The sequence below is a fragment of the Xanthobacter pseudotagetidis genome, from assembly GCF_043194795.2.
GTDB classification, from domain to species: Bacteria; Pseudomonadota; Alphaproteobacteria; order Rhizobiales; family Xanthobacteraceae; genus Xanthobacter; species Xanthobacter tagetidis_A.
This window is the reverse complement of sequence record NZ_CM195534.1, coordinates 4,225,738-4,252,563: the sequence shown is the minus strand read 5'-3', so window position 1 is coordinate 4,252,563 and position 26,826 is coordinate 4,225,738. Positions and strand designations below refer to the sequence as shown.

Below are 26,826 nucleotides of genomic sequence, written 5' to 3'. Positions count from 1 at the left end.
TGCCCGCGGCGGAGTGCCGAGGGAGGGGTCCATGGTGCTGGGGCGTCGTCTCGTTCGCGTCGGGTTTGCGTTCGTCCTGGCTCTCTCTTCGGCGGCGGCGCTCGCCCAGACCCCGCCACACCGGCCGCCGGTGCGGCCCGATGCGCCCGCCCCGCTGCCGCGGCCCCAGCCGGCGCCCGCCGCCCAGGCGCCGGCTCCGGCCGCGCCGGTCCGGCCGGCCTCGGCCAAGACCTTCCAGCGCGCGGACCTCTCCACCAATGCGCGGCGCTACGAGCGCTTCCTGCGGCGCGGCGCGGCGCCGCTGGCGCAGCCGCTCGACAGGGTGCGCCGCGACGCGGATGCCGCCTACCAGCGCAACGACGCGCGCGGCGCCGCCCAGCTCTATGCCGCCGTGGTGGTGGCGAGCCCGGACGACGCGACCTCCTGGATGCGGCTCGCCCGCGCGCTCGCGGCCATCAAGCCCACCGAGAAGGAAAGCGCCTTCACCTTCGCCGACAACGCGCTCGGCGCCGCCTATATCGCCTACCGCCGCGCCGGAACGGCGGCCCAGGAGGGCGACGCGCTCGCCTTCATCGCCCGCATCGATGCGAGCCGCGGCACCTGGCGCTCGGCCATCGACACCATGAAGGCGGCGCTCGATCTGCGCGACAATGCGGGCGACCGCGCCTTCTTCGAGAAGCTGAAGGAGGAGCACGGCTTCCGCATGCTCGACTATACGGTCGAATCGGACGCCGCCGCGCCGCGGGCCTGCCTCCAGTTCTCCGAGGACCTGAAGCCTGCCACCGACTTCTCCGCCTTCGTCCTGGTGGAGGGCATGGACAAGCCTGCCGTCACCGCCGAGGAGCGGCAGCTGTGCGTGGAGGGCCTGAAGCACGGCGAGCACTACGAGCTGCGCGTGCGCCCCGGCGTTCCCGCCGCCATCGGCGAGACCACCCGCAAGGGCGCCGAGCTCTCCATCTATGTGCGCGACCGCCGTCCCTCCGCCCGCTTCGGCGGCCGCAACTACGTGCTGCCCAGCGTCGGCCAGAAGGGCATTCCCGTCACCACCGTCAACACCAAGGCGGTGAAGGTCTCCATCCTGCGCATCGGCGACCGCGGCCTCGTGCCCACCGCGCTCGACGGCGAGTTCCGGCAGGCGATCGAATATTATGTGCGCGAGCGCCTGAAGGAGGGCGCGGCGATCCCGGTGTTCGACGGCATCCTGGAGGTGGACAACCCGCTGAACGGCGAGGTGACGACCGCCATCCCCGTCACCGAGGCGCTCGGCCAGCTCCAGAGCGGCGTCTATGTGATGACCGCCGCGCCGGACCCCGCGCCGACCTCGTCGGAGGACGGCGACTACGAGACCGTCTCCACCCAGTGGTTCATCGTCTCCGACCTCGGCCTCACGGCGGTGTCGGCGCGCGACGGCGTGCACGTGATGGTGCGCTCGCTCGGCGGCGCCGAGCCGGTGGCGGGGGTCGAGGTGCGCCTCGTCGCCAAGTCCAACGAGGTGCTCGGCACCCGCACCACCGACGCGAGCGGCCTCGCCCGCTTCGATCCCGGCCTCGCGCGCGGGCCGGCGGGCCTGGAGCCAGAGGTGGTGGTGGCGCAGACGAAGGCGGGCGACTACGCCTTCCTGTCGCTCAAGGACCAGGGCTTCGACCTCACCGACCGCGGCGTCGCCGGGCGCGAGGCGCCGGGGCCGCTCGACGCCTTCCTCGCCGCCGAGCGCGGCGTCTACCGCTCGGGCGAGAGCGTGCATCTCACCGCTCTGCTGCGCGACGCCAAGGGCGATGCCGCCCCCGGCCTGCCCATCACGCTGGTGCTCCAGCGCCCCGACGGCGTCGAGGACCGGCGCCTCGTCTCCGAGGATGGCGGGGCGGGCGGGCGCACGGTGGACCTGCCGCTGCTCAAGGGCGCCATGACCGGCACGTGGCGCGTCAAGGCGTTCAGCGATCCCAAGGCGGCGCCCATCGGCGAGACCACCTTCCTCTTGGAGGATTACGTTCCCGACCGGGTGGAGTTCGAGCTCTCCACCGCCGCCACGGCGGTGCCGCGCGCCGGCTCGGTGGAGGTGCTGCTGAACGGGCGCTATCTGTTCGGCGCCCCCGCCGCTTTGCTCGACGTGGAGGCGGAGAGCGAGCTGCGGCTCGCGGCCGGCGGCCGCAAGGGCTTCACCGGCTTCCAGTTCGGCAATTCCGAGGACGAGGTGCTGGCGGACCGCAACCCGGCCCCCGACGCCCCGCGCACGGATGCCAACGGGCGCGCCAGCATCCGCCTCGGCGCCGGCACCCTGCCGCGCACCGACCGGCCGCTGGAGATCGAGGCCATCGTGCGCCTCGTGGAGGCGGGAGGGCGCGCGGTGCAGCGCACGCTCACCATCCCGGTCGCCCCCGCCGGCAGCCAGATCGGCGTGAAGCCGCTGTTCGACGCCCGCGTGCGCGAGGGCGAGCCGGCGGCGTTCGAGGTGGTGGTGGCCGCTGCCGACGACAAGCCGCGCGCCGCGAGCGGGCTCACCTGGCGTCTGTCGCGCCTGGAGACGCGCTACCAGTGGTACAAGGTGGACGGCGCCTGGCAGTACGAGCCGGTGAAGATCGTCACCCGCGTCGGCGAGGGCCGCTTCGACGTGGCGGCGGACGCGCCCGCCCGGCTCCAGCTGCCCACCGATTTCGGCCGCTACCGGCTCGACGTGACCGGGCCGGGCCTGCCGCTGACCTCGCTGCCGTTCGAGGCCGGATACGGCGGCGGCGCCAGCGCCGACACGCCCGACCGCCTGGAGCTGACGCTTGGGGCGGACGCCTATGCCGCCGGCGACACGCTGGAGGCCACCATCACCGCCCGCGCCCCCGGCGCCGCCACCGTCATGGTCATGAACGAAGGCGTGCTGGCGACCCGTACCCTGAAGGTGGAGAAGGGCGCCAACAAGGTGGCGTTCAAGGTGGAGCCCGGCTGGACCCCCGGCGCCTACGTGGTCGCCTTCTATCATCGCCCGCTGGACGTGGCGGCCGGCCGCATGCCGGGCCGCGCCATCGGCCTCGGCTGGTTCTCGGTCGACCGCTCTGCCCGCACCCTCGGCGTGGAGCTGGGCGGCCCGGCGGAGATCCGCCCGGAGACCGCGCTCGACATCCCCGTCACCGTCACCGGCCTCAAGCCCGGCGAAAAGGCCTATGTGACGCTGGCGGCGGTGGACGTGGGCATCCTCAACCTCACCGGCTACAAGCCGCCGAACCCCGACGCCGCGATCCTCGGCCAGAGGCGCCTCGCGCCCGAGATCCGCGACCTCTACGGGGCGCTGATCGACGGCATGCGCGCCAATGCCGGGCGCCTGCGCTCCGGCGGCGACGGCGGCGAGGAACTGACGCTTGCGAGCCCGCCCACCCAGCCGCCGCTGGCCCTGTTCTCCGGCATCGTCACGGTGGGGCCGGACGGCAAGGCTGCCGTCTCCTTCCCCATCCCCGCCTTCGACGGCACCGCGCGGCTGATGGCCATCGCCTGGAGCGCGGACAAGCTCGGCCACGCCGCCCGCGACGTGCTGGTGCGGGACAAGGTGGTGCTGCTGCCGACCCTGCCGCGCTTCCTCGCCAACGGCGACCGCGGATCGATCCATCTCGACGTGACGCCGATCTCCGCCCCGGCGGGCGACTACCGCCTGGAGGTGACGGGCTCGGGGGCGGTGGCGACGCCGGTGCCCGGCCCGACGCTGAAGCTCGCCGCCGGCGAGCGCCAGTCCGTCCGCCTGCCGGTGGAGGGCAAGGCGGTGGGCGCGGGCGAGGTGGCGGTGCGCCTCGTCGGCCAGGGCATCGAGATCCGCCGCACCTATGCGGTGAACGTGCGCCCGGCCTATCCGGAGATCGAGCGGCGCACGGTGCGCACCCTCGCCCCCGGCGAGAGCATCACGGTCAACGCGGCCCTGGTGCAGGACCTCGTGCCGGGAACCGGATCGGTGGCGGTGAGCGCCGCCCCGCTCTCCACCATCGACGTGCCGGCGCTGCTCTCGGCGCTCGACCGCTACCCCTATGGCTGCTCCGAGCAGATCACCAGCCGCGCGCTGCCGCTGCTCTATTTCAACGAGCTCGCCCAGCTCGCCGGCAAGGACACCGACCCCGGCGCCGAGGACCGCATCCGTGACGCCGTCGCCCGCGTGCTGTCGCGCCAGGGCTCGGACGGCTCGTTCGGCCTGTGGGCGCCGGGCGGCAGCGACACCTGGCTCGACGCCTACGTGACCGACTTCCTCGGCCGCGCGCGCGAGAAGGGCTATGCGGTGCCGGATATCGCCTTCCGCCTCGCGCTCGACCGGCTGCGCAACGTCGTCAATCTCGCCGGCGCCCGGTTCGACGACGCCAGCGAAGGCCTTGCCTATGCGCTCTACGTGCTGGCCCGCAACGGCCGCGCGCCGCTCGGCGACCTGCGCTACCTCGCCGACGCGCGGCTCTCCGACATCTCCTCGCCGCTCTCGCAGGGCCAGGTGGGCGCCGCCCTCGCCTTGCTCGGCGACCGCACCCGCGCCGAGCGGGTGCTGAAGGTGGCGCTCGACGGCCTGCCGACGGCGGCCGCCGCGCCCGAGGCCGGCCGCGCCGACTTCGGCTCAGCCCTGCGCGATGCCGCCGCGCTCGCCGTCCTGGCGCGCGAGGCGGACCTGCCGCGCCTCGCCGACGTCGCCCTCAACCGGGTGGACGTGGCGCGCACCCTCACCGCCCGCACCTCCACCCAGGAGAACGCCTGGCTGCTGCTCGCCGCCCGCGCGCTCGCCGCCAGCGCCTCCGGCATGGCGATCGAGGCGAACGGCTCCCCCCGGCGCGGCGCCTATGGGCGCACGCTCTCGCGCCAGGAGCTGGAGCAGGGGCCGCTGACGCTGCGCAATGCCGGTCCAGAGCCGGTGAAGGTGGTGGTCGCCATCAACGGCGCGCCGGCCCAGCCCGAGCCGCCCACCGCCCACGGCTTCGCCCTGGAGCGGCGCTACTACACGCCGGACGGCAAGCCGGCCGATCCCTCCAAGGCGGTTCAGAACCAGCGCTTCGTGGTGGTGCTGAAGGCCAAGGAGGACGACACGGTGCTCGCCGACGTGCTGCTGGTGGACTATCTGCCCGCCGGCTTCGAGATCGAGAACCCGAACCTCCTCTCCGGCGAGGCGGACGCGTTCGCCTGGCTCGGCGAGACCAGCGAGGCGGGCCATCTCGAATTCCGCGACGACCGCTTCGTCGCCTCGGTCACCCGGCAGGAGGACGATGCGCCGTTCACGGTCGCCTACATGGTGCGGGCGGTGGCGCCGGGCCGCTACGCTCATCCCCCGGCGATGATCGAGGACATGTACCGCCCCGACCGCTTCGCCCGCACCGCCGCCGGCACCCTGGAGGTCGCGCCCGCGCGATGAGCGAGGAGACGCCGCGCGATCCGCTCCAGGCGGGGCCGGGGTCGGCGCCCGCCGAAGACGCGGCCGTCGCGGGCTCCAGTCCCCATCCGCGCCGCGCCGTGCGCGCCGCCGGCTGGGCGGCGATCCTCGCGGCGTTCCTCACCGGCGGCGCCTATGCGGGCCTCGCCGGGCTCGGGAGCGGCGGACCGCTGGCCGACCCGGAGGTCTCGCGCGAGGTGGTGGACCGCGCCGGGGCGCTGCTGCGCCCGTTCGCGCTGAAGGACGGGCGCTGGCGCCTCGATGCGCGGGCCGAGGACGTGGATCCGCGCTTCCTCGCCATGCTGTTCGCCTATGAGGACAAGCGCTTCCGGGAGCATGGCGGGGCCGATCCGCTGGCGCTCGGGCGTGCCGCCCTCCAGGCGCTGGGAACGGGCCGCGTGGTCTCGGGCGGCTCCACCCTCACCATGCAGGTGGCGCGCCTCACCGATCCGCCGCACGCCCGCACGCTCTCGGCCAAGCTGCGGCAGATGGCGCGGGCGCGCGCCATCGAGCGCCACCGCACCAAGGACGAAATCCTCTCGCTCTATCTCACGCTCGCACCCTATGGCGGCAATATCGAGGGGGTGCGGGCGGCTTCCCTCACCTATTTCGGCAAGGAGCCGCGCCGCCTCACCCTCGGCGAGGCGGCGCTCCTGGTGGCGCTGCCCCAGTCGCCCGAGGCGCGCCGGCCGGACCGCAATCCCGACGCCGCCCGCGCCGCCCGCGACCGGGTGCTCGACCGCCTCCTCGCCCAGGGCGCGCTCAAGGCCGACGAGGTGCGCCTCGCCAAGATCGAGCCGGTGCCGCGCGCCCGCCTGCCGCTGCCGCAGCGCGCCCCGCACCTGGCCGAGCAGATGGCGGCGGAGCGCCCCGCCGTCCGCCGCCACGCGCTGACCCTGGAGCGCGACCTCCAGGCGCGCCTGGAGGACCTCGTGCGCGAGCGCACGGCGGCCCTCGGGCGCGGGCTCTCCGCCGCCTTGCTGGTGGTGGACAACGCCAGCGCCGAGGTGCGCGCCTATGTGGGCGGCGCCGATTTCTCGGACGCGAGCCGGGCCGGCGCGGTGGATCTCGCCCGCGCGGTGCGCTCGCCGGGCTCGACGCTGAAGCCCTTCATCTATGCGCTCGCCTTCGACGACGGCATCGCCCATCCGCAGACGCTGATCGAGGACGCCCCCGCGCGCTTCGGCGCCTGGCGGCCGGAGAATTTCGACCTCACCTATCAGGGCGTCCTGCCGGTGAGGAAGGCGCTGCAATTGTCGCTGAACGTGCCGGCGGTGCGCCTGCTGGAGGCCGTGGGGCCGCAGCGGCTCGCCACCCGCCTCAAGGAGGCCGGCGCGCGGCTGGAGTTGCCCGAAGGGGCCGCGCCCAGCCTGCCCATGGGGCTCGGCGGCGTCGGCATCCGCCTCACCGATCTCGCCATGCTTTATTCCGCCTTGGCGCGGGGCGGGCAGGCGCAGCCGCTCAGGCTGCGCGCCGAGGGCGCGGTCGCCGGTCCCGCCAGGCCGCCGCGGGCGCTGGTGGGCGAGGTGGCGGCCTGGTACGTGGCGACGAGCCTCCTCGGCACGCCGGCGCCCGACAATGCGCTTGGCGGGCGGATCGCCTTCAAGACCGGCACCTCCTACGGCTATCGCGACGCCTGGGCGGTGGGCTTCGACGGCCGCCGGACGGTGGCGGTGTGGGTGGGGCGGCCCGACGGGCGGCCGGTGGCCGACCTCACCGGCCGCAACGCGGCGGCCCCGCTCCTGTTCGACGCCTTCGCCCGCATCGTGCGCATGCCGGCCCCGCTGGGCGCGGCGCCGCAGGGGGCGCTGATGGCGGTCAACGCCCGCCTGCCGCCGCCGCAGCGGCGCTTCGGCGCCGACGGCGCGGCCGACCGCTTCGCCGTGATCTACCCGCCCGACGGCGCGCGGCTGGAGGCGGCGGCGGACGCGGACGGGGCGGACGAAGCCGGCCTCGTCATCAAGGTGGAGGGCGGCGCCCTGCCGCTGACCGTGCTGGCGGACGGGCGGCCGGTCGCCCGCTCGCAGGACCGGCGCACGGTGTTCTGGACCCCGCCCGGCCGCGGCTTCGTGCGCCTCACCGTGATCGACGCCACCGGCCGCGCGGACAGCGTGACGGTGCGGGTGGAATAGGACCGGCGCGCTGCGGCGCCTTCCGGGCCGCCTACGATTGCTTTTTGGCCCGCCCGCGCTGGGCCGACCGACCGGAGAACGCAAAAAAAAACCGCCGCGCCGGTAAGGCGGGCGGTTTGGAGGCCCCGGGAGGGGTCGGGAGGAAAGGATGGGGTTTCAGGACGGCAACGCCATCGCCCCTTCACGCCGCGCAGCGCTCGAACTCTATCGCTCGCACGCATGCCGGCACAGAAACCGAAGATGCGGAAAACGAGATCACATGGCGGGACTTAGGGCGGGACCAGCCCGAACGTCCCCTTGTCCGCGCGAAACTCGAGCCGGTCGGCGCCCTGCGTCGACCGGCCTTGAACTTTGACCCTTCGGCCCTCACATCCGCTCCGTCTCCCGCCAGGGTGCGATCAACGGATGGCGGCCGTCGTGATCAGCGGCCGCGAGCGACGACCTGGGGAATGTCCTCGCGGACGAGACCCATCTGGGCGAGCTCGGTGTTGCTCAGGCGGCTCAGATAGTCGTAGCGGTCGGCCATGCGGCGCGCATCGGCGACAGCCGCGAAGAAGTTGGACACGGCCGCGGCAAAACGCCCGAAGAAGCCGGTATCGCGCAGGCCATTGGCAGTGATCGTGGTCATTTTTCCCTCCATTCGATGAGGTGAATATAAGGCCATCGCGTGCGCTGCAACATGGCCGATTGTGCATAGCACCAATGCGAATGCCGTATACCAGCGCGGGTAAGGGAGGGACGCGAATTGGCTCTGGACCGGCGGCGGCGAATTGCGTATAGAGCGCGCCTGCCCGCGCTGGCGGGGCGCCAGCCGCCTCCGTCCCGCGCCGCCGCCGCCCGCTCCGAGGCGGATTGGTGGGGGATAGTTCAACGGTAGAACAGCGGACTCTGACTCCGTTAATCTAGGTTCGAATCCTAGTCCCCCAGCCAAGCAGTTTCCTCTCCTAGAGATTTTGGCGCGTACGGTGATTCCTGCGACGGTGTCGTGGGTTAGCCGGGCGTTGGCGCGACCGCAGACCCGATAGGGGTGATCACGCGCGATTCCTGGGGCGGATATCTCGGTCCGTCTGAGGCCGGGCCTTTCCGAGTTCCGGCCGCATCGTCTTCGGGCGTTGAGGCAGAGACGGGCGTCACCCGTGAGGTCCCATGCTCATCAGGTTTTTTTGGAAGACGTTGGTGGATCAGGCGCCGAGGATGCGCTGCTCCTGCGCGGCCCAGTCGTGGGGCAGCGCTGCGGCCAGGCTGGTGACCGTCAGGTCGGCAGGCGCGTCGCCATCGGCGATGGCCTTGATGAGCTTCGGCGAGAGGCAGGCTAGATAAGCGGTGATGGTTTTCCTTGTCCCATCCGCCATTCATGGCGAGCTTGTTGTCGGCCAGCACATAGGCGCGCTGAACCGCCCCGGGTTTGCGGGAGGCTCCAACTCCTGAGAAGGTGGAGGCATGACGGGCAAGAGGAACAAGTTCTCCCCCGATGTGCGCGAGCGGGCGGTGCGGCTAGAGCATATCGACATTCATCGCAGCCAGATCATGGCTGCGGCGATGTGGATGAAGCCGGTGAAGTGGATTGTCCTGCGGTCATATCTGGTCGCGAAGCGTCGGAAGTGCTTGAGGCGGTTGAAGCAGCGCTCGATCCGGTTGCGCCGCCTGTAAGCCATGACATCGTGGGCGATGAGCACCTTGCGGGTGCGGTTGGAAGGGATCACCGCCGTCGCGCCGATGCCGGTCACGATCTTGCGGAAGGCATTGCTGTCATAGGCCTTGTCGGCGAGCACGGCGCCACCGACCCGGCCCTCCACCAGGGCTGGAGCGGCGGTGACATCGCCTTTCTGGCCGGCCGTGACGATGAAGCGCAAGGGCCGCCCCAGCGCGTCGGCCAGCATGTGGATCTTGGTGGTCAATCCCCCTCGGGAACGCCCCAGCGCCTGATCCTTGGCCCCCCTTTTCCGCTCGCGGCCTGCTGGTGGGCGCGGACGATGGTTGAGTCGATCATCAGATAGCGGTTGTCGTGATCGGCTGTCAGAGCCTCGAACACGCGCTCCCAGACCCCGGCGTGGCACCAGCGGCTGAAGCGCTTGTGGATGCTCTTCCAGCGGCCATAGCGCTCGGGCAGGTCGCACCAGTGCGCGCCGGACCGTAGAACCCAAAGACACCCGTTGACGAACAAGCGGTTATCCGAGCCCGTCCGCCCGGGATCCGTCGCCTTGCCGGGCAACAGCGGCGCGATCTTCTCCCATTGAGCGTCGCTCAATTCATACCGTTTCGCGGCCATGCCGGGGCTCCGTGCGGAAAACACGGTTCCCTATGAATCAGCATTTCAGCGCGCTGGGAATCCTGAATGTCGATCCCGCCTAGGGCGGGATCACATGTGTGAGTTGAACCGCCCCATTGCGGTGTTCCCTGCCCGGCTCTCGATTCCAGACGTTGCAGGCACACTCACCGCGTCCAGGTGGCCAGTCCCTCATCGTTCAGATAGTCGATGCGCATCGACTTGAGCGCGCCGCCACGCCCCTCAAAACGGACCGAGGAGAGCGAACCGTAGGGCGCATTCTCGCTGCGGGGCGCGATCGAGAAAACGTCGCCGTCCCAATGGGTCATCGGCATTGTGATGGCAGCGGGACCCAAGGTGAGGACAAGGCCGTTCTCGCCTTGGGAGATCCGCGCCGGGCCGAAATACGGGCTGTCATAGGTGCCGACATAATCCGCCAGCGGGCGCGCCGGTGCCGGGCGCGCCGGGGCGGTCTCGCCGACGAGATCGCCCACCGGAGCGTAGTTCTGCATCAGCAGCGGATGCATGAGCGCGTACCAGTCGCGGGTCGGCGCACCGTACTGGGCGATGTCGAGGAAATGGCCGGTGATGGCCTCCGCCGCGCCCACCGGCCCGGCATTGGTCAGGACGATGATGGCGAGGCGGGCGGAAGGCAGGAACTGCACGTTGGTGGCGGCGCCGGTCACGAAGGCCCCGGAGTGGCTCATGTCTGGCCGGCCATTGGCATTGACCGACACGTTGAAGCCGAAGCCGTAGAAGCCCGAGCGCGAGCCGATTGTGCCCGCGGGTGCGCTGAATGCCTGAGCGCGCAGGGCCGGCAGCAGAGCGGCGGGCGAGATCATCTCGCGGCCATCGTGCTGACCGTTCGCCAGTATCAGCTTCGCCCATTCGGCGAGGTCGGTCACGTTGGAGGTCACGCCACCAGCAGGAGACTGCTGGTCCGGATCGCGCTTGAGGCCTGCCACGAAGCGGCCGTTCTCCAGCGTGTGCAAGGTTGCCCGGTTCTCTCGCGCCAGGAAGTCGGCATAGCGCGAGCTGGTGGAGGTCATTCCGAGCGGGCCGTATAGCGCCTCCTGCGCGAGGTCGGCCCATGGCTTGCCGGCAGCCGCCGCGACGGCCTTGGCACCCGTGGTGAAGCCGAAATTGGCGTAGTTGTAGCTGACGCGGAACGGATCGAGCGGCAACATCCTCAGCCGTTCGAGAATGGTCTTCCGATCGAAGCCGATGTCTTCCAGCGTGTCTCCCGCCGCGTGCGGCAGGCCGGAGCGATGAGAATAAAAATCGCCCACTGTGCCGTTTGCGGTCACATAGGCGTCCCCGACGGCGAAGGTCGGAAGGTGCCGGATGATCCTGTCGTCCCACTTCACCTTGCCGGCGGTCACCTGCGTGGCGGCAATGGTGGCGGCGATGGGTTTCGACATCGAGGCGATCTGGAAGACAGTAGCGGTGTCGACCTTGGTATTCTTGCCCAGCTCGCGCACGCCGAACCCGCGCGCAAATACTGTCTTTCCATTGTGAACCACGGCCACGGCCGCGCCGGGAACGCCGCTGCGTTTCAGCACGTTTTCGATCTCTTCGGGCAGGTCCGCCAATGCCCTTGCGAACCCATCCCCGGCCAGCGGTACAACGTCTTCGGGCGGAATGGCGCCGAGTGTCAGCGGCACGGTCTGCGTCTGCGCTTGCGCCGGCACGGAAATTGCCGAGCCGAGAAGCAGCACGGCGGAGATCGAAAGGCAGCTAAATCTTGGTCGCGCCGCTGATCCCGCCATTTGCGCTGGTCTCCGTAAAGCGGCTTGCCGAAGAGCCGCGCAAGGATCGGCTAAACTGTAGGCGCGTCCGGCGGATCGATATACCCTCCGGAACTGACCTCTCGGCGGCAGGCTATCGCGCCGCTCGCGACCACCGCAATCGTCCACCCGTCTCACGGCCAGGCATAGAGTGCCGACAACATGACCGATCGTTCTGCTCCCGACGGCGAAGACGATGCAGGACCCAGGATGAATGCCGGACTCTATCGGCTGCGGCGCGTGTCGACGACCGATTTCGATCCGGGTGACCGGTTCGATGCGTGGCGCGAGGCCGCTTACACCATTGCCGATCTCGATGTGCCCCGTGCCGGCGAGGTAGAACTATTCGGCACCAAATATGCCGTGCACGGCGCGAGAGGCAATTTTGCCAGCCATGCGGGATCGATGCACCGCACCGTCATCACGCCGGCAACACGGCTCAGTGGCGCCCTCGATGCCATTATCATCTCGCTGATGGCGGAGGGCAGCGTTGGGCTCGAGAGCCCCCGGCGGCGAGCAACCGATCAGGCCGACCGGCCGTCTCGTCGCCTATGATGCGACGAAGGCGATGCGCTACCACTGGAGCGTCGGCAAGGAAATCTACGTGGTGCTCCCCCGGGCCAAGGCGCTGGAAGCCTTCGGCGGTGAACTGCCCGGCCTCGTGCTGCCGCTCGATACCATCCCGCTCGGGGTGATGGTTCGCGACCACATGGCGGCGTTGGACCTGCAGGCGGAGCACCTCGACCGCAAGGAAATGGCGATTGCGCTCGACGCGCTGCTTACCTTGGCGCTGCTTCTGCTCCAGCGCATCGGGCGCGGCCTCAGCGACCGGGACGAGCCGGATCCGAACGCGCTTTTCCTTGCCGCCAAGCGCTATATTCACGCGAACTACAACGTATTCGACCTGTCACCGGAAGCGATCGCCCGTGCGGTCGGCTGCTCGCGAGCGACCCTGTACAGAGCTTTCACGCATAACGACGCAACCATCATGGACACGGTTCGCGACGTCCGACTCGCCATGTCGCGCAGGCTGATAGAGGCCGGCACGGGACGCAGCATATCCGTCATCGCTTATGATTGCGGTTTCAAGGACGCTTCATCGTTCGGAAAGCTGTTTCGTCGCCGATTTGGCGTCTCACCCAGCGTATGGCGCGAGCAGTTCAGCTGAGCCCGCGCGGCCGGCGGTGTGGCGGGCCGACCTAAGGTCCGAGTGGTTCAGGCGTCTCAACATTGGTCGTGATGTATCAGCGAGCCGTGGATGGCGAGAAAGCTGTTGCGGGTCACGTGACCCTCATGCTTCTCCAAAGATCAGAGGTTGCGGGATACGTGCGACGCCAGGGGCTCAGGCCGCTCAGGCACGCCGGAGGATGCAGACGATGCCGGCTGTTGCGACGCCCCCGATGAAAACGCCGCGATTGACCGTGCGACTGCTCAGAGCGACGGCGCTGTCGACCTTCCTCGGCATGGGGATGACGATCCTCACCGGCCCCGTCCATGCCGCGAACTTCAATGTCGGCAGCGATGCGGATTTGCGCAGCGCAATCAGCGGCGCCGGCAATCGAGGAGCCTTGGGCGGTATTCGACACCACCATCGAGGGCTGGCCCTATTCGCATGAGGCAAACTACGTCTATTTGGACGGGCCGCCAATCATCCTCACCGCGCTGCCCGATGAGCGCTGGCGTGTTTATCTCCGGCCGAGCTCTGAGCAGTCCGACCTGGAGGAGGATGCGACGGGCACCCTCGGTCGGTACGTACCAGATGCGCGTTTCGCGGCGGTGGCGAACCCGACGCGCTTCCGCTGCCACACCAAGGTGGCGGAGAAGTACCGTTCCGGACGCCTGCTGCTCGCGGGGGATGCGGCGCATACCTGCAGCCCGATCCAGGGTCACGGCATGGATAGCGGCCTGCAGGACGCCGTCAATCTCGCCTGGAAGCTGGCACTGGTCTGCAAAGGTTTTTGTTCTGACACGCTGCTGGACAGCTATGAGGCCGAACGTCGCCCGGTTGCGCAGAAATTCACCGCTTCGGGAGATGAAGCCGATCACGCCCAGGTCCTGAAGAGCCCGGATGATCGTCGCGCGCGTGATGCCTTCATCCGCGAGATTTTCGCCAACCCGGCCACGCGCTACCAGGAAGCCGTCGCCGAGGCCGAGTTGAATATCGACTACGGCGCGTCACCTATCGTGATGGGTGCACGGAGCGACGCGCTCGCCCCTGGCCAGCTTTGGCCGAGCGATATCGAAATCCGGTCCGCCGAGGGGATACCTGCCGTGTTCGATGCCGGCGCCCATCCTATGGGGCATATCGCCATCGTCATCGGTGGCGACAAGGCGGAGCCGGACGAACTGAGCGGTCTCCCTGGCATCCTCGAAGCCTACGCCGGAATCCCTATTCTGGAGGCCAGCTTCCTGCTCGCTACGGCCACGGCTCGTGGATTTGCCCGCATCGACCGGACGATCGCGGAGAGACTAGGCGTCAGTGGTGTCGCGCTCTTCGTGGTTCGTCCCGATGGATATCTCGGCCTGCGCGCCGATCAGCACCACGGAGAGGCGCTGGCTGCGTATGCAGACCGGCTCGGCTCGCCTGCGACGCGGGCCTAGGAGCGACAGGCATGGGTGAATTCGAGGTTCTCGCTGCGCTTTATCTGCCCTGATCCAATGACCGGGTGCTTTTGGCAGTGCAGGCAGGTTCGCAAAATGCCGTGCGTCCGGTTCGAACTTTGACACTGCGAATAGTCGGTTGATGCTTGCCCGTCCGGTTTTCGGAGCGGGGGGCGGGCAGAAGCTGTCTCTAACGGTTTGTCTTATGATCCTAGTGCGACAACCGATCGCCAGTGACGGTGTAGAGCCGAGGTGTCCCCGCTGTTAAGAATGGGCATAGCATCCCGCAGTTCTTCATCGCTCCAGTCCCACCAATGAAGTTCCAAAGTCTCGCGATGTCCGCCTCGCCGAAGCGTTTTCGGATTATCTTGGCCAGGTTGCCGCCAATGACGGCGTAGGGCTCCAAATCCTTCGTCACGAGCGCCCAGCGTTCCGATGACCGCGCCGTCCCCAATCGCGATCCCAGGCATGACGATAGCCTCGGAGCCTATCCAGACATCGTTGCCGATCACCGTGTCGCCCGCCCTTGTATCCGTTCTCCGCCCCGGCGAAGGCCGCTGGTCCTCTCGATGGCCGGAACGAACTTCAAGCTGGACTAGCCAGGAGGGGCAACGTCAGACCGGTACGCCTCAGACTGCCTCGTCAGCCAAAATTCGTTTTGAAAATCAATCAATTGATGCGACTGCACAACCCGCGGGGGCGATCCGCCTCCCAGCCCGCGCCGTTCCGCCCGCGTCAGGCGCCCGAGTGCCTTGCCGGCGGCCGCACCGTGCCGCACTCCCGGAAGGCGCGCACGGCGCAGCCGGCGCAGATGTCGGGGTCGAGCTTGGGGTGGATCGCCGCCAGCGCCTCGGCCTTCGAATCGAACACGTGGTCCCGCCCGAGGTGGTCCTCGAAGCCGGTCCGCCGCCACAGCGAGCGCACGTCCTGGCGCGGCTGGTGGAAATAGAGGTCGCCGCCGAGCTGGCGGCGGGCGAACAGCTCGTGCTCCCACACGTCGGAGCCGGCGAGGTCGATGAAGTTCATGCTCTTCACCATGACCAGCATGTGCTTCTGCCCGCCCGAGCGCATCTCGTGGAGGCGGCGGGTGACGTAGCCGGCGGCGCCGAAATAGACCGAGCCCTCGATGCGCACCAGCTTGAGCTGCGGGCATTCGCGCCCCACCCCGCCGATCTCCTCCACCGGCTTGAAGGTGCGCCGCTCGGTGCTGGGGTCGGGCGCCAGGGTGCGCACCGCCGGGTGGGCGGTACGGTTGAGGTAGAGCAGCAGCGACAAGGCGCTGCCGATGATGATCGCCTGCTGGAACGGCAGGAACAGCATGCCGCCGAAGGTCACGAGCGCGACGCCGAGATCGGCGCGGTGGAACCGCGCCAGCCGGCGGAATCCGCCCACGTCCACCAGCCCGTAGGCGATGTAGACCAGCAGCGCGCCGATGGCGGCCATGGGCAGGCGCTCCAGCAGCGGCCGGGAGACGAAGGCGAGCGCCACCAGGAACAGCGACGACAGCACCGCCGCCATGGGCGTCTTCGCGCCCGCGAGGTAGTTCGGCAGCGAGCGGTTCAGCGAGCCGCACGAGACGTAGGAGGAGAAGAAGCTGCCGGCGATGTTGGACAGGCCCTGGCCGACGAATTCCCGGTCGACGTCCAGGTGCTGGCCCGAGCGCTGGGCGATGGCCTTGGCGATGGACACCGACTGGCCGAGCGCGACGATGGAGAGCGCCCCGGCGATGGAGATGAACTGCGGCAGCATGGTCGGCTCGATCCACGGCACCGAGAAGGGCGGCAGCACCGAGGGAATGTCGCCGATGCGCGCCACCTTCTGCCAGGCGGGAAACAGCGCCAGCAGCTCGGCCGCGCCGAAGCCGGCCATGATGCCCATCAGCATGTAGGGCAGGCGGCGCGAGATCTTCGCCAGCGCGAAGCTGACGAGAAGCGTGGTGGCGCCCACCAGCAAGGCGCTGATGTTGATCTGGTCGAGGTGCGCGGCGAGCTTGGTCAGAAGGCCGATGACGCCGCCGCCGGCCTCGATGGCGATGCCGAGGAAGTCGGGCAGGGCATAGAGGCCGATCAGGATCGCGGCGCCGCTGGTGAAGCCGATCAGCACCGCCGGGGAGATGAAGTCCGCCACCCAGCCGAGCTTGAAGCCGCCGACAGCCAGCTGCATCAGGCCGACCAGCGCCGTGACCGCGAGCGCGAAGGCGATGTATTGCGCCGAGCCCGGAATGGCGAGCGGGCTGAGGGCCGCGAACAGCGCCAGGGAATTGGCGTTGGTGGGGCCCGAGACCACGTGGCGGCTCGACCCGAACACGGCGGCGACGATGCAAGGCACCACGGCGGTGTAGATGCCATACTCCGGCGGCAGGCCGGCGAGCGTGCCGAAGGCGATGCCCTGGGGCAGCGAGAGCACCGCGCCGAGCAGGCCCGCCAGCACGTCGGCCCGCAGCGTCGCCCCGGTGAGGGGAAAGTTCAGCACCGGGAACTTGCCTGCCGACAGGAACGCCATCAGGCGCGGCCGTAATAGAGGGTGACGGTGTGCTTCGCCTCGGCGAAGAACAGCCAGCGCTCGACCAGCAGCCCCGCGAGCTGGCTCGCTGCCGCCAGCACCGACACGGCCGCCGCCGCCGGGCCGCCACGCAGGAGGAGGGCGATCACGAGCAGCGCGCCGGGCAGCGCGAAGGCGAGGACGACGGCGATCATCCGCAGCCGCGCGGCGTGCTTGCGGGCGACGCGGTAGCCCATCTCCTTCAGGAGATAGTTGTCCTCCGTGTGCGGCCATTCCACCGAGCGCACGGTGCCGCCCTTGAGGCCGGTGGCGGAATTCAGCGTCGCCGGCATGCCGAGCGCGTCGTTGTGGCGCCAGACCACGACCTTGAGCACCCAGGCGAGCGCGGTGAAGACGAGCGCGGCGGCAAGCCAGGGCAACGAGGGGCGGCCGAACACCTGCGTCAGCGCGTTGAGGAGCACGAGGCCGCTGGTGGCGGCGAACATCAGGTAGGCCGGCAGCGTGAAGCCGCTGTGCCACTGGGCGATCGGCTTCAGCGAGGCATAGATCATCGCCGTCGAGCACACGGTGACGACGGCGCAGGCCGCCGCCAGCAGCCCGCAGACGACGATCCAGGCGCCGGATTGTCCCATCACCGCCCATCCGAGCGCCAGGAGGCCCGCCGGCACGAAGGTGACGACGGCGGCCACGCCCTCGCGCGAGAGCCAGGAGGAGCGCCACTGCGAGAAGGCGCGCCACGCCCGCTCCGGCCGGCCGAGATGGCCGGTGGACGAGAGCAGCCCGCCGCCGATCAGCACGAAGGCGAGGCCGAAGCTCACGAGGCCCGGCACCAGCGCCGGCGGCGTCGCGCCGCTGGCGGCCAGCAGCCCGAGCAGGGCGAGCAGCCCGTAGCCGGCGCCGGTGGCGGTGGTGAAGACGATGACGGAATAAGCGGGATGCATGGCTCGGCCTGTCCTCAGCGCGACAGCACGCGGTCGACCCAGCCGAAGAAGCCGCCGGCATCGCCGACGCTCTCCAGCGCGGGGGCCGCCACCTTCGGGCCGTGGCCGGTATTGGCGCGCGGCGGCAGATAGCGGTTGGTGGGGGCGTAGCCCAGTTCCGGCATCAGCTCGGTGCCGCCGCGGGCGGCCACCAGCTGCGAGACGGGGGAGCTCGGGTCGCCCAGGTCGCCGAAGTGGCGCGCCCCCGGCGGGCAGGCGGCGACGCAGGCCGGCACCCGGTCCTCTTCCTTGAGGTTCTCGTTGTAGATGCGGTCGACGCAGAGCGTGCACTTCTTCATCACGCCCACGTCCAGGTCGAACTCGCGCGCGCCATAGGGGCAGGCCCAGCTGCACAGCTTGCAGCCGATGCACTTGTCCTCGTCCACCAGCACGATGCCGTCGGCGGTGCGCTTGTAGGAGGCGCCGGTGGGACAGACGGTGACGCAGGCCGGCGTCTCGCAATGCAGGCACGAGCGCGGGAAATGCACCGTGCGGCTCGCCCCGTCCACCGCGTGCTCATAGGTGTGGACGCGGTTGAACCATACGCCGTCCGCCGTGCCGCCATAGGGGTTCCGGTCGGTGAGCGGGGCCATGTGCCCCCCGGTGTTCCACTCCTTGCATGAGGTGACGCAGGCCTGGCAGCCGACGCAGGTGTCGAGGTCGATGACGAGGCCGAGGCTCTTCTCGGTCTTGGCGGGCAGGCAGGTCATCGCGCCGCCTCCTTGAACTGGGCGCCGAAGCGGAGCGTGTCCGGCGCGGGCTGAAGGTTGGGCGGCAGGGGCAGCCGGGCGAACTGCGGCTCGGTGAAGCCGGCTTCCTCGGGCAGGCACTTGCGCAGCCGCACGCGCAGATCGAACCAGGCCGCCTGGCCGGTGATGGGGTCGGAGTTGGAATAGCGCTTGCCGTTCACGTCCGGCGGCAAGAGGTCGCCGATGGCGTGGTTGAGCAGGAAGCCGCGGTTGCTCTCGGCCGCGTCGTCCTTCAGCGCCCAGGCGCCGCGGCGCTTGCCGATGGCGTTCCAGGTCCACACGGTGGCCTTCTCCACCCCGTCCACGAGGCGGATCTGGCCCTTCACGCGGCCGTTGATGCTCTCGATCCAGACCCAGTCGTCGTCGGCGAGCCCCAGCTCGGCGGCGAGCTGGCGGTTCACGAACAGCCGGTTCTGGCTGGTGATCTGGCGCAGCCACGCATTCTGCGAGCCCCAGGAATGGTACATGTGCATGGGGCGCTGGGTGAGGGCGTGGATGGGATAGTCGGCGGTGGCGATGGCCGCCTCCTCCAGCGGCGCGTACCAGAAGGGCAGGGGGTCGAAATACGCTTCGATCCGCGCGCGGTCGCCCGGCGGCGGCACCACCGGCCCGTGCCCGCGCGCGGCGAGGCGGAAGCGCTGGAGCGGCTCGGAATAGAGCTGGAACACGATCGGGTCGGCCTTCGGCACGAAGCCCATATGGACGGCGAAATCGAGGTAGGAGCGGTTCGCCATCTTGTAGTAGCGCTGGTCCGGCGACAGCTCGTGGTGCCAGAAGCCGCCATTCTCGATGTAGCGGTCGAGCTGGCCCTCATTGGCCTCGCCGCGGCCGATCTTCTCGCCCTGCGTGCCGCGCCAGCCCGCCAGCGGTCCGACGCCGGGCGCGCGCTCGTGGTGGACGATGTAGTCGGCATAGTCCTTGTACTTGGCCGCGCCGTCCTCGTTCACGAAGCCGGGCAGGCCGAGCCGCGCGCCGAGCTCGATCAGCACGCTCTGGAACGGGCGCACGTCCCGGTCGGGCGTGACGACGGGATGGCGGATGGCGTCGCCCGGCCCGTCCGCATGGCTGATGGGGCGGTCGAGCAGGCTGATGCAGTCGTGCCGCTCCAGATAGGTGGTGTCGGGCAGCACCAGGTCCGCATAGGGCACGGTCTCGGAGAAATAGGCGTCCGAATAGATGATGAAGGGGATGCGGTAGGCGCCGTCCTCGTCCTTGTCGGTCAGCATGGCGATGGTCTCGTCGGTGTTCATCGACGAGTTCCAGGCCATGTTGGCCATGTACATCATCAGCGTGTCGATCCGGTAGGGATCGCCCTTCCAGGCATTGCGGATCACCATGTGCATCATGCCGTGGGCGGCGAGCGGGGCGTCCCAGGAATAGGCCTTGTCGATCCGCACCGGGCCGCCGTCCGCGTCCACGAGCAGGTCTTCGGGGCCGGAGACGAAGCCGAGCGGCATGCCGGAAAGCGGCGTCATGGGCCTGCCGCCGTCCTTGCCGGCGGGCTTGGGGCCGGGCGGGATCGGCTTCGGGAACGGCGGCTTGAAGCGCCAGCCGCCGGGCACGTCCACCGAGCCCAGCAGCACCTGCAGCACATGGATCGCGCGGCAGGTCTGGAAGCCGTTGGAGTGGGCGGAGATGCCGCGCATGGCGTGCATGGCGATGGGCCGGCCGGTCATGGTCTCGTGGCGGCGGCCGGCGGTGTCGGTCCAGGCGACCGGCAGCTCGATCGCCTCGTCGAACGCGACGTGCGCCAGCTCGGCGGCGATGCGGCGGATGGTATCCGCCGGCACGCCGCAGCGCGCGGCGGCGGCCTCGGGGGCGTAGGAGGGATCGAGATAGCGCTCGGCGAACAGCTGGAACACCGGCGTCGCGGTGCGCCCCTCCACCTCGAAGGTGCCCGACAAGGCCGGGCTGAGGCCGGGGTCGTCGGCGGGCGTGGGGCCGCCGGTCGCCTTGTCCCAGGCGAGGATGCGGCCTTCGGCGTCGCGCAGGAGGAGACCGTCCTCGGCGGTGCCGGGCGCCTTGATGACCAGCGCCGGGGCGTTGGTGTGGCGGGCGAGATAGGGCACGTCGATCCGCCCCGCCCGCAGCAGCTCGTGGATCAGCGCCATGACGAACAGGCCGTCGGTGCCGGGGCGGATGCCCACCCACTCGTCGGCGATGGCGTTGTAGCCGGTGCGCGCCGGATTGACCGAGACGAACTTCGCCCCGCGCGCCTTCAGCTTGCCGAGGCCGATCTTGATGGGGTTGGAATCGTGGTCCTCGGCGACGCCGAACAGCAGGAAGTACTTGGCGTGCTCCCAGTCCGGCTCGCCGAACTCCCAGAATGCCCCGCCCACGGTGTAGAGGCCGCCCACCGCCATGTTGACGGAGCAGAAGCCGCCATGGGCGGCGAAGTTGGGGGTGCCGAACTTCGCCGCCCACCAGCCGGTGAGCGACTGGGACTGGTCGCGCCCGGTGAAGAAGGCGAGCTTCTTGGGGTCGGTCGCGCGGATGTTTCCGAGCCGCTCGGCGGCGATGGCGAGCGCCTCCTCCCACTCGATCTCGCGGAACTCGCCGGAGCCGCGCTCGCCGGTGCGCAGCAGCGGCTTCTTCAGCCGTGCCGGGCTGTAATGCTGCATGATGCCGGCGCTGCCCTTGCCGCACAGCACGCCGCGATTGACCGGGTGGTCCTTGTTGCCGTTGATGTAGCGGACCTTGCCGTCCCGCAGGTGCACCTCGATGCCGCAGCGGCAGGCGCACATGTAGCAGGTGGTCTTGGCGACCTCGTCGCCGATCTTCGGCGAGGTCTCCACATGGTCCGGCTCGGCGGGCGCATGGGGGTGGGGCAGGGGCCGCTGCGTGGGCGCGGAATTCGCCCCTCGATAACCGTTGTGCATCATGTGAAATAGATGGACCCCGCCGCGCGGCGGGGTCCAATAGATGTTTTAGATCAATTCCATCTTGCAATGAGATTGATCGCGACGCCCGGGCGGAACCGCAAGGCCGCGTCAGCGCAGCGGGAAGCCGAGCGCCTGGAGCACGCCGGCGAGCCGGTCGCGCCCGCTCAGCGACTGGGGGCCGCGCACCCGGTTGAGGGCGGTGGAGGTCCAGCCCACCTCGGCCATGCCCTCCGCCTTCTGGAACGCGGTGAGCGTCGCGTCATAGTCCGCCACCGCGGCGGCGGGCAGGCGCGCATCGTAGCGCTCGCGGTGGAGCACCAGGGCCTGCGGCAGGCGCGGCTTCACCCGCGCCGGGCGCGCGGGGTCGGGATGGCCGACGCTGAGGCCGAACACCGCCATCACGTGCGGCGGCAGGCCCAGCAGCTCGGCCACCTCCTGCGGATGGTTGCGCAGCGCGCCGATATAGCAGCTGCCGAGCCCGAGGGATTCCAGCGCCACCACCGCGTTCTGCGCCGCGAGCGCGGCGTCGATCACCCCGACCAGCAGCATCTCCAGATAATCGAGCCCTTCCGTGGGCGCCGCGTCTCGGCGGCCGAGCTCCGCCAGCCGCGCGAGGTCGGCGAGCCAGACCATCACCAGCGGCGCCTGCGCCACATGCGCCTGGCCGCCGGCGAGCCGGGAGAGCGCGTGCCGGGTCTCGGCATTCTCCACCGCCACGATGCTGAAGGTCTGCAGGTTCGAGGAGGACGCGGCGGACTGGGCGGCCGCCGCCAGGGTCTCGACGGTGCCGGGGGGCAGGGGGCGGTCGGCGAAGGCGCGGACGGTGCGGTGCGCCAGCAGCCCGGCGATGACGGCGTTCAGCCGGATGTCGGCCGGTCCGCCGGCGGCGCCATAGCGGGCCTGGAGCAGGGATGTGGCGTCGGAAGCGGCAGGCGCGGCGGAAGGCGTGGACAAGGGGCATGCTCCTTATCGTTCGCGAAGAGCGGGCGATCTCGTCCGGCCCGAACGACGGCACGGCCGCGCGCCGGTCGGCGGACCGACGGCAAAGGTACAGCCCGGCCCCGCCCGGCCCAAGTGGTGCGGACGGATCAGCGGTGCATATATAAGAAGATACGGAGGCGGGGTGGTCCTTCACGGCAGGCCGGTTTCGTGACGGCGGCGCGCCGGCGCGAAACCGGAAGGCTGCGAGCTGTGGCTGCCTCGCCCCAGGTAGACATCCGGTGGGAGCCTGTGCATGTTAGCGCCGCCCTCGCCGGGGCGGCCGCAGGAGGGCCGGACGGCGGGATCGGCGTGGAGGTTCGCGTGGTGGATGTCGAGGCGCGCAAGAGACAGGTCCTGGAAGTCATCGCGGAAGAGGCCTCCGTCGACCCGGCCGTCGTGGACGAGAACACCACCGTTTCCGACCTTGGAATCGGCTCGCTCGACCTGGTGGAGCTGATCTTCAAGATCGAGGACCGGTTCCAGATCGAGGTCCCCTCGGAAGGGCCTCTGGAGACCACCGACGTGCCGGTGTTCACCCTGGTCGACCATGTGATCAAGCTCGTCGACGCCAAGGCCGGACGGGCCTCCGCTTCGTCCGCCGGCTGATCGCGAAGCGGGACATTTCCATGAGCCGGCGCGTCGTCATCACGGGCCTTGGGGCGATCTCGTCCATCGGCGCGAACGTCGCCGAGCACCTTGCGAGCCTGAAGGCGGGCAAGGTCGGCATCGGCCCGACCCGCCTCATGGACGGTGCGCAATTGCGCGTGAAGTGCTTCGCCGAGGCCGCCGACTTCAATCCCGACGCCTTTCTCGAGCCGCGCCAGCGCGGTCTCATGGACCGCAATTCCGAGCTCGCTCTGGGGGCCGCCCGCGAGGCGGTGGCGGCGGCCGGCGACGCGCTCGAAGGCGTGGCGCCCGAGAAGGCGGGCGTGATCTACGGCGCGTCCGTCGGCTTCCAGTCCATCGAGGACGGCTATCAGCGGCTCAATGCCACGCCGCCCGGGCGCCCGCATCCCTTCACCGTGCCGCGCTCCATGCCGTCCTCCTCGGCGAGCCAGATCTCCATGGCGCACAGGGTGCTGGGGCCGTCCTTCGCGGTGGCCTCCGCCTGTTCTTCGGCGAGCCACGCCATCGGCCTGTCGTTCCATATGATCCGCTCGGGGCTTCTCGACGTGGCGCTCACCGGCGGCAGCGAGGCGCCCCACACGCTCGGCTTCCTCAAGGCCTGGGAGGCGCTGCGGGTGCTGAGCCCGGACGGCTGCCGCCCGTTCTCCGCCGACCGCAACGGCCTCGTGCTCGGCGAGGCGGGCGGCGTGGTGGTGCTGGAGGAGATGGAGCGCGCGCGGGGTCGCGGCGCCGAGATCCTGGCCGAGGTGGTTGGCTTCGGCATGAGCGCCGACGGCAACGACCTCACCGCCCCCGACGGCACCAGCACCGCGCGCGCCATGCGCCTCGCCTTGGCGGATGCCGGCATCGCCCCCGAGGCGATCGACTATGTGAGCGCCCACGGCACCGGCACGGTGCTCAACGACAAGACCGAGGCCGCCGCCCTGCGCGCCGTCTTCGGCGAGCGGCTCGCCAAGGTGCCGGTCTCCTCCACCAAGTCCATGCACGGCCACTGCCTCGGCGCGGCGGGCGCTTTGGGCGTGCTCGCCACGGTGCTCGCCATGCGCGAGGGCTTCGTGCCGCCGACCATGGGCTACCGGGTGCCGGACCCGGACTGCGCCATCGACTGCGTGCCCAACGCCGCGCGCGACCACGCGGTGGACCACGCCCTGGTCAACGCCTTCGCCTTCGGCGGCCTCAACGCCGTGCTGGCGCTCAAGGCCTGGCATTGACCCCAGCGCTGTTCGAGGTCGACTTCCGGCGCCCGCTCCTGGTGGCGCGCTTTTCCGCGCCCCAGCGCATGCTCTCCTGGTCCATCAGCAGGCCCGGCTTCGTCACCGCCCACGCGGTGGCGATGCTGGAGGTGCGGGACGGCGACCTCGCCCCGGACGTGGACCCGCGCGCGCTTCTGGCCGACCGCCTTGCCGCGGAGGGGCTTCAGGAGGCGGTGGGGCTGATGACGTCCCGCGACATCGCCCGCCACCACCGGGCGACGCGGCGGGTGGACGGCGTCGGCGCCGGGGCGCTGGTCACGCTCGGGCTCAACAATGGCGAGCGCGTGGGCATGCGCGTGCCGTCGCGGCTGCCGGAGCGGGTGGGCACGGTGAACATCCTGGCCGCGCTCTCGGTGCCGCTCACGAATGCGGCGCTGGCGGAGGCGCTGTCCATCGCCGTCGAGGCGCGCACGGTGGCGATCCTGGAGGCCGGCTACCACCGGGAGGGGCAGGACGCGCCGGTCACGGGCACCGGCACCGACTGCGTGGTGGTGAGCGCGCCGGCCGCCGTGCCGGGAACGGCGCCGCACGAATATGCCGGCCTGCACACCGCGGCTGGCGAGGCGCTCGGCGCCGCCGTGCTGTCGGCGACGCGGGAGGCGGCGGCCCAATGGATCAGGGACCAGTCCGCCTCCTGAGCGGCCCGCCCCTCAGCCGATGGTGAGGCGGATCTCGCCCACATTGTCGACGCCGCCTTCCAGCACGTCGCTGCGGGCGATGGCGCCGACGCCGGCGGGCGTTCCGGCGAAGATCAGGTCGCCGGGCGCGAGCCGGAACAGGGTGGAGAGGATCGCGATCATCTCCGGCACCTTCCAGATCATCTGGTTGAGGTTTCCGTCCTGGCGCGTCTCGCCGTTGACCTTCAGGAAGATGCGGCCCTGGTCCGGATGGCCGCAGATGCCGGTGGGCACGATGGCGCTGCAGGGGGCCGATTCCTCGAACGCCTTGGCCACCTCCCACGGGCGGCCGAGCTTCTTGGCCTCGGCCTGGAGGTCGCGGCGGGTGAGGTCGAGGCCCACCGCATAGCCGAACACGTGGTCGAGGGCGCGGGCGACCGGGATGTCCTCGCCGCCTTCCTTCAGCGCCACCACCAGCTCCACCTCGTGGTGCACGTCCGTCGAGCCCTTGGGATAGGGGATGGTGGCGCCCGAATGCACCAGCGTGTCCGGGTTCTTCTGGAAGAAGAAGGGCGGCTCCTTGGAGGGGTCGTGGCCCATCTCGATGGCGTGGTCGGCGAAGTTGCGGCCGACGCAGTAGATGCGGTGGACTGGGAACAAAGCGTCGCTGCCGACGATGGGCAGGGTCGGAACCGCGGCGGGCGAGAAGGCATAAGCGGGCATGGGAGGCTCCGGCGGATGGTCGCCCCTCCATAGGCCTCGCCGCCGCGGGAGGAAAGGGCGGCGGCATCACGAACCGCGGCAGCCCGGCGCCGGGCGGAAAAAGGAGAGCCGGGCCGCATGGCCCGGCTCTCCCAACGTTATTCGGCGGCCACCCCGGTGCCGATCTGGCAGGCGACGCCGGTGCCGCCGAGCCCGCAATAGCCGTGCGGGTTCTTGGCCAGATACTGCTGGTGGTAGTCCTCGGCGAAGTAGAACGGGCCGGCCGCGGCGATCTCCGTGGTGACGGGCCCGAAGCCCTTCGCCTTCAGCGCCGCCGCGTAGGCGGACTTCGCCGCCTCGGCACGGGCGAGGTCGGCGGGATCGTCCAGATAGATGCCCGAGCGGTACTGGGTGCCGATGTCGTTGCCCTGGCGCATGCCCTGCGTGGGATCGTGGGCCTCGAAGAACACCTTCAGCAGCTGGTCGAGCGACACCGCGGCGGGATCGTAGACCACCAGCACGCCCTCGGTGTGGCCGGTGCGGCCGGAGCACACCTCCTCATAGGTTGGGTTCGGCGTGTGGCCGGCGATGTAGCCGGCCGCCGTCACGAACACGCCCGGCACCTGCCAGAACTTGCGCTCCGCGCCCCAGAAGCAGCCGAGGGCGAACACGGCGCTCTTCAGGCCCGCGGGATAGGGGCCCTTCAGCGGATGGCCATTCACGAAATGGTCGCGCGCCGTGGGAATGGCGGCCTCGCGTCCCTGCAGCGCCTCCTCACGGGTGGGAAGCTCCGGCGACTTGCGGAAAAAGAGCATGGCACGGCTCCTCGCGCGCAGCGCCCCGTGCCCGGAAGCGGGGCAGGGCGGTTCGGCGCATCATGAGACAGGACCTGCGGCGCGGCCATCGCAAAGGCAAGGGACCAGATGGCCGGCCAGGACCCCAGATATGGGGAGCCCGGCGCGATTGTGCGAGGGGGAGGGATCAGCCGACCTCGAAGCGCGAGCGCTCGCGCACCCGGCCGAGGGTCATCAGCACGATGCCGAGGACCAGCAGCAGCAGGAAGGCCGGCGCCGACAGCACCGAGGTGAGCACGTTCTCCCAAAGCGCCGGGGACTTCGCCCGCGCCCAGGATTCGAGCGCCGCGAGGCTGCCGGGGGCGAGGGCGTACCAGGCGTCACCCGCCGACATCAGCAGCAGCGAGGAGGCGGCGATCGAGCGCGTGCCGTCGACGATGAGGGCGACGAAGCCGGCGGCCAGCAGCCAGAAGCCGGTGAAGCGCAGGAAGAAGCGGATCATGAGCGAAGGCTGGTCCCTCGGGTTGCGCCGCGGGCGCCATGTCCCGCCGCCGGTCCTGCCCCTTATGTCATGGCCGGCGC

The 26,826-nt window shown here is 70.2% G+C and carries 19 protein-coding genes, 1 tRNA gene and 2 pseudogenes; 9 read left to right on the top strand and 13 right to left on the bottom strand.

The window, feature by feature from the left end:
• Nucleotides 1–31: 31 nt before the first annotated feature.
• Together V5F67_RS19465 and pbpC are read left to right on the top strand one after the other, a co-directional pair.
• Nucleotides 32–5,353, top strand: a complete 5,322-nt coding sequence (locus tag V5F67_RS19465) for an alpha-2-macroglobulin (RefSeq protein WP_394020115.1) — start codon at nucleotides 32–34, stop codon at nucleotides 5,351–5,353.
• Nucleotides 5,350–7,503 (top strand): penicillin-binding protein 1C, encoded by a 2,154-nt coding sequence (pbpC, locus tag V5F67_RS19460; RefSeq protein WP_394020113.1) that lies wholly within the window; start codon nucleotides 5,350–5,352, stop codon nucleotides 7,501–7,503. The genes V5F67_RS19465 and pbpC overlap by 4 nt, the downstream gene beginning before the upstream one ends.
• 421 nt (nucleotides 7,504–7,924) lie before the next feature.
• Here the strand turns inward: pbpC and V5F67_RS19455 are convergent, their stop codons facing one another.
• On the bottom strand, nucleotides 7,925–8,131 hold the full coding sequence (locus V5F67_RS19455; protein ID WP_394020111.1) for a DUF1127 domain-containing protein: 207 nt from the start codon (nucleotides 8,129–8,131) through the stop codon (nucleotides 7,925–7,927).
• A gap of 228 nt (nucleotides 8,132–8,359) precedes the next feature.
• Here V5F67_RS19455 and V5F67_RS19450 point away from each other — a divergent pair.
• Nucleotides 8,360–8,433: transfer RNA gene (locus V5F67_RS19450), tRNA-Gln, on the top strand.
• A gap of 251 nt (nucleotides 8,434–8,684) precedes the next feature.
• On the opposite strand, the gene V5F67_RS19445 is transcribed toward V5F67_RS19450, so the two are convergent.
• The 3 genes and pseudogenes from V5F67_RS19445 to V5F67_RS19435 form a co-directional block, all read right to left on the bottom strand.
• Nucleotides 8,685–8,855, bottom strand: coding sequence for a hypothetical protein (locus V5F67_RS19445; RefSeq protein WP_394020109.1), 171 nt, complete (start codon nucleotides 8,853–8,855; stop codon nucleotides 8,685–8,687).
• A gap of 159 nt (nucleotides 8,856–9,014) precedes the next feature.
• Nucleotides 9,015–9,772: pseudogene (locus tag V5F67_RS19440) on the bottom strand (IS5 family transposase).
• Nucleotides 9,773–9,936: 164 nt separating this feature from the next.
• Nucleotides 9,937–11,487, bottom strand: a complete 1,551-nt coding sequence (locus tag V5F67_RS19435) for a serine hydrolase (RefSeq protein WP_394021800.1) — start codon at nucleotides 11,485–11,487, stop codon at nucleotides 9,937–9,939.
• A 231-nt stretch (nucleotides 11,488–11,718) separates the two neighbouring features.
• Here V5F67_RS19435 and V5F67_RS19430 point away from each other — a divergent pair, with 231 nt between their 5' ends.
• The 3 genes from V5F67_RS19430 (at nucleotide 11,719) to V5F67_RS19420 (ending at nucleotide 14,157) form a co-directional block, all read left to right on the top strand.
• Nucleotides 11,719–12,111 (top strand): hypothetical protein, encoded by a 393-nt coding sequence (locus V5F67_RS19430; protein ID WP_394021801.1) that lies wholly within the window; start codon nucleotides 11,719–11,721, stop codon nucleotides 12,109–12,111.
• Nucleotides 12,047–12,724: a helix-turn-helix transcriptional regulator gene (locus V5F67_RS19425; protein WP_394021802.1), complete on the top strand. Its 678-nt coding sequence runs from the start codon at nucleotides 12,047–12,049 to the stop codon at nucleotides 12,722–12,724. Before V5F67_RS19430 ends, V5F67_RS19425 begins: the two co-directional genes overlap by 65 nt.
• Before the next feature lie 341 nt (nucleotides 12,725–13,065).
• Nucleotides 13,066–14,157, top strand: coding sequence for an FAD-dependent monooxygenase (locus V5F67_RS19420; protein ID WP_394021803.1), 1,092 nt, complete (start codon nucleotides 13,066–13,068; stop codon nucleotides 14,155–14,157).
• 203 nt (nucleotides 14,158–14,360) lie between these two features.
• Here V5F67_RS19420 and V5F67_RS19415 read toward each other — a convergent pair.
• The 6 genes and pseudogenes from V5F67_RS19415 to V5F67_RS19390 all read right to left on the bottom strand — a co-directional run.
• Nucleotides 14,361–14,709, bottom strand: a pseudogene (locus tag V5F67_RS19415) (DapH/DapD/GlmU-related protein); the annotation flags it as partial.
• 183 nt (nucleotides 14,710–14,892) lie between these two features.
• Nucleotides 14,893–16,659, bottom strand: coding sequence for a SulP family inorganic anion transporter (locus V5F67_RS19410; RefSeq protein ID WP_394021804.1), 1,767 nt, complete (start codon nucleotides 16,657–16,659; stop codon nucleotides 14,893–14,895).
• Nucleotides 16,659–17,600 (bottom strand): dimethyl sulfoxide reductase anchor subunit family protein, encoded by a 942-nt coding sequence (locus tag V5F67_RS19405; protein ID WP_394021805.1) that lies wholly within the window; start codon nucleotides 17,598–17,600, stop codon nucleotides 16,659–16,661. Before V5F67_RS19405 ends, V5F67_RS19410 begins: the two co-directional genes overlap by 1 nt.
• A gap of 14 nt (nucleotides 17,601–17,614) precedes the next feature.
• Nucleotides 17,615–18,349 carry a 4Fe-4S dicluster domain-containing protein gene (locus V5F67_RS19400; protein ID WP_394021806.1) on the bottom strand — a complete coding sequence of 245 codons (735 nt, stop codon included), beginning with the start codon at nucleotides 18,347–18,349 and terminating at the stop codon, nucleotides 17,615–17,617.
• Nucleotides 18,346–21,270, bottom strand: a complete 2,925-nt coding sequence (locus V5F67_RS19395) for a molybdopterin oxidoreductase family protein (protein ID WP_394021807.1) — start codon at nucleotides 21,268–21,270, stop codon at nucleotides 18,346–18,348. Before V5F67_RS19395 ends, V5F67_RS19400 begins: the two co-directional genes overlap by 4 nt.
• Before the next feature lie 108 nt (nucleotides 21,271–21,378).
• Nucleotides 21,379–22,224, bottom strand: a complete 846-nt coding sequence (locus tag V5F67_RS19390) for an NADPH-dependent oxidoreductase (RefSeq protein WP_394021808.1) — start codon at nucleotides 22,222–22,224, stop codon at nucleotides 21,379–21,381.
• A 348-nt stretch (nucleotides 22,225–22,572) separates the two neighbouring features.
• Here V5F67_RS19390 and V5F67_RS19385 point away from each other — a divergent pair, with 348 nt between their 5' ends.
• From V5F67_RS19385 to V5F67_RS19375, 3 genes are read left to right on the top strand one after another with little or no spacing between them, the layout of a single operon-like run.
• The gene (locus V5F67_RS19385; RefSeq protein WP_394021809.1) at nucleotides 22,573–22,857 is read left to right on the top strand and encodes an acyl carrier protein; all 285 of its coding nucleotides are present in this window, start codon (nucleotides 22,573–22,575) and stop codon (nucleotides 22,855–22,857) included.
• Nucleotides 22,858–22,877: 20 nt separating this feature from the next.
• Complete coding sequence (locus V5F67_RS19380) at nucleotides 22,878–24,089, top strand: beta-ketoacyl-[acyl-carrier-protein] synthase family protein (RefSeq protein WP_394021810.1); 1,212 nt, start codon at nucleotides 22,878–22,880, stop codon at nucleotides 24,087–24,089.
• Entirely contained in the window at nucleotides 24,086–24,769 is a 684-nt protein-coding gene (locus tag V5F67_RS19375; protein ID WP_394021811.1) for an adenosylcobinamide amidohydrolase, read from the top strand. The genes V5F67_RS19380 and V5F67_RS19375 overlap by 4 nt, the downstream gene beginning before the upstream one ends.
• Before the next feature lie 12 nt (nucleotides 24,770–24,781).
• On the opposite strand, the gene V5F67_RS19370 is transcribed toward V5F67_RS19375, so the two are convergent.
• From V5F67_RS19370 to V5F67_RS19360, 3 genes are all read right to left on the bottom strand, one after another.
• Entirely contained in the window at nucleotides 24,782–25,471 is a 690-nt protein-coding gene (locus tag V5F67_RS19370) for a fumarylacetoacetate hydrolase family protein (RefSeq protein WP_394021812.1), read from the bottom strand.
• A 137-nt stretch (nucleotides 25,472–25,608) separates the two neighbouring features.
• Nucleotides 25,609–26,265, bottom strand: coding sequence for a peptide-methionine (S)-S-oxide reductase MsrA (gene msrA, locus V5F67_RS19365; RefSeq protein WP_394021813.1), 657 nt, complete (start codon nucleotides 26,263–26,265; stop codon nucleotides 25,609–25,611).
• A gap of 166 nt (nucleotides 26,266–26,431) precedes the next feature.
• Entirely contained in the window at nucleotides 26,432–26,746 is a 315-nt protein-coding gene (locus V5F67_RS19360; RefSeq protein WP_394021814.1) for a hypothetical protein, read from the bottom strand.
• Nucleotides 26,747–26,826: the final 80 nt, after the last annotated feature.

Excerpts from the sequence above, each read along its gene's own strand:
- V5F67_RS19400 (WP_394021806.1), bottom strand. The coding sequence starts at position 18,349 with ATGACCTGCCTGCCCGCCAAGACCGAGAAGAGCCTCGGCCTCGTCATC.
- msrA (WP_394021813.1), bottom strand. The coding sequence starts at position 26,265 with ATGCTCTTTTTCCGCAAGTCGCCGGAGCTTCCCACCCGTGAGGAGGCG.
- pbpC (WP_394020113.1), top strand. The coding sequence starts at position 5,350 with ATGAGCGAGGAGACGCCGCGCGATCCGCTCCAGGCGGGGCCGGGGTCG.
- V5F67_RS19445 (WP_394020109.1), bottom strand. The coding sequence starts at position 8,855 with ATGGCGGATGGGACAAGGAAAACCATCACCGCTTATCTAGCCTGCCTC.
- V5F67_RS19360 (WP_394021814.1), bottom strand. The coding sequence starts at position 26,746 with ATGATCCGCTTCTTCCTGCGCTTCACCGGCTTCTGGCTGCTGGCCGCC.
- V5F67_RS19405 (WP_394021805.1), bottom strand. The coding sequence starts at position 17,600 with ATGCATCCCGCTTATTCCGTCATCGTCTTCACCACCGCCACCGGCGCC.
- V5F67_RS19465 (WP_394020115.1), top strand. The coding sequence starts at position 32 with ATGGTGCTGGGGCGTCGTCTCGTTCGCGTCGGGTTTGCGTTCGTCCTG.
- V5F67_RS19420 (WP_394021803.1), top strand. The coding sequence starts at position 13,066 with ATGTCGGCAGCGATGCGGATTTGCGCAGCGCAATCAGCGGCGCCGGCA.
- V5F67_RS19455 (WP_394020111.1), bottom strand. The coding sequence starts at position 8,131 with ATGACCACGATCACTGCCAATGGCCTGCGCGATACCGGCTTCTTCGGG.
- V5F67_RS19380 (WP_394021810.1), top strand. The coding sequence starts at position 22,878 with ATGAGCCGGCGCGTCGTCATCACGGGCCTTGGGGCGATCTCGTCCATC.
- V5F67_RS19395 (WP_394021807.1), bottom strand. The coding sequence starts at position 21,270 with ATGATGCACAACGGTTATCGAGGGGCGAATTCCGCGCCCACGCAGCGG.
- V5F67_RS19410 (WP_394021804.1), bottom strand. The coding sequence starts at position 16,659 with ATGGCGTTCCTGTCGGCAGGCAAGTTCCCGGTGCTGAACTTTCCCCTC.
- V5F67_RS19430 (WP_394021801.1), top strand. The coding sequence starts at position 11,719 with ATGACCGATCGTTCTGCTCCCGACGGCGAAGACGATGCAGGACCCAGG.
- V5F67_RS19370 (WP_394021812.1), bottom strand. The coding sequence starts at position 25,471 with ATGCCCGCTTATGCCTTCTCGCCCGCCGCGGTTCCGACCCTGCCCATC.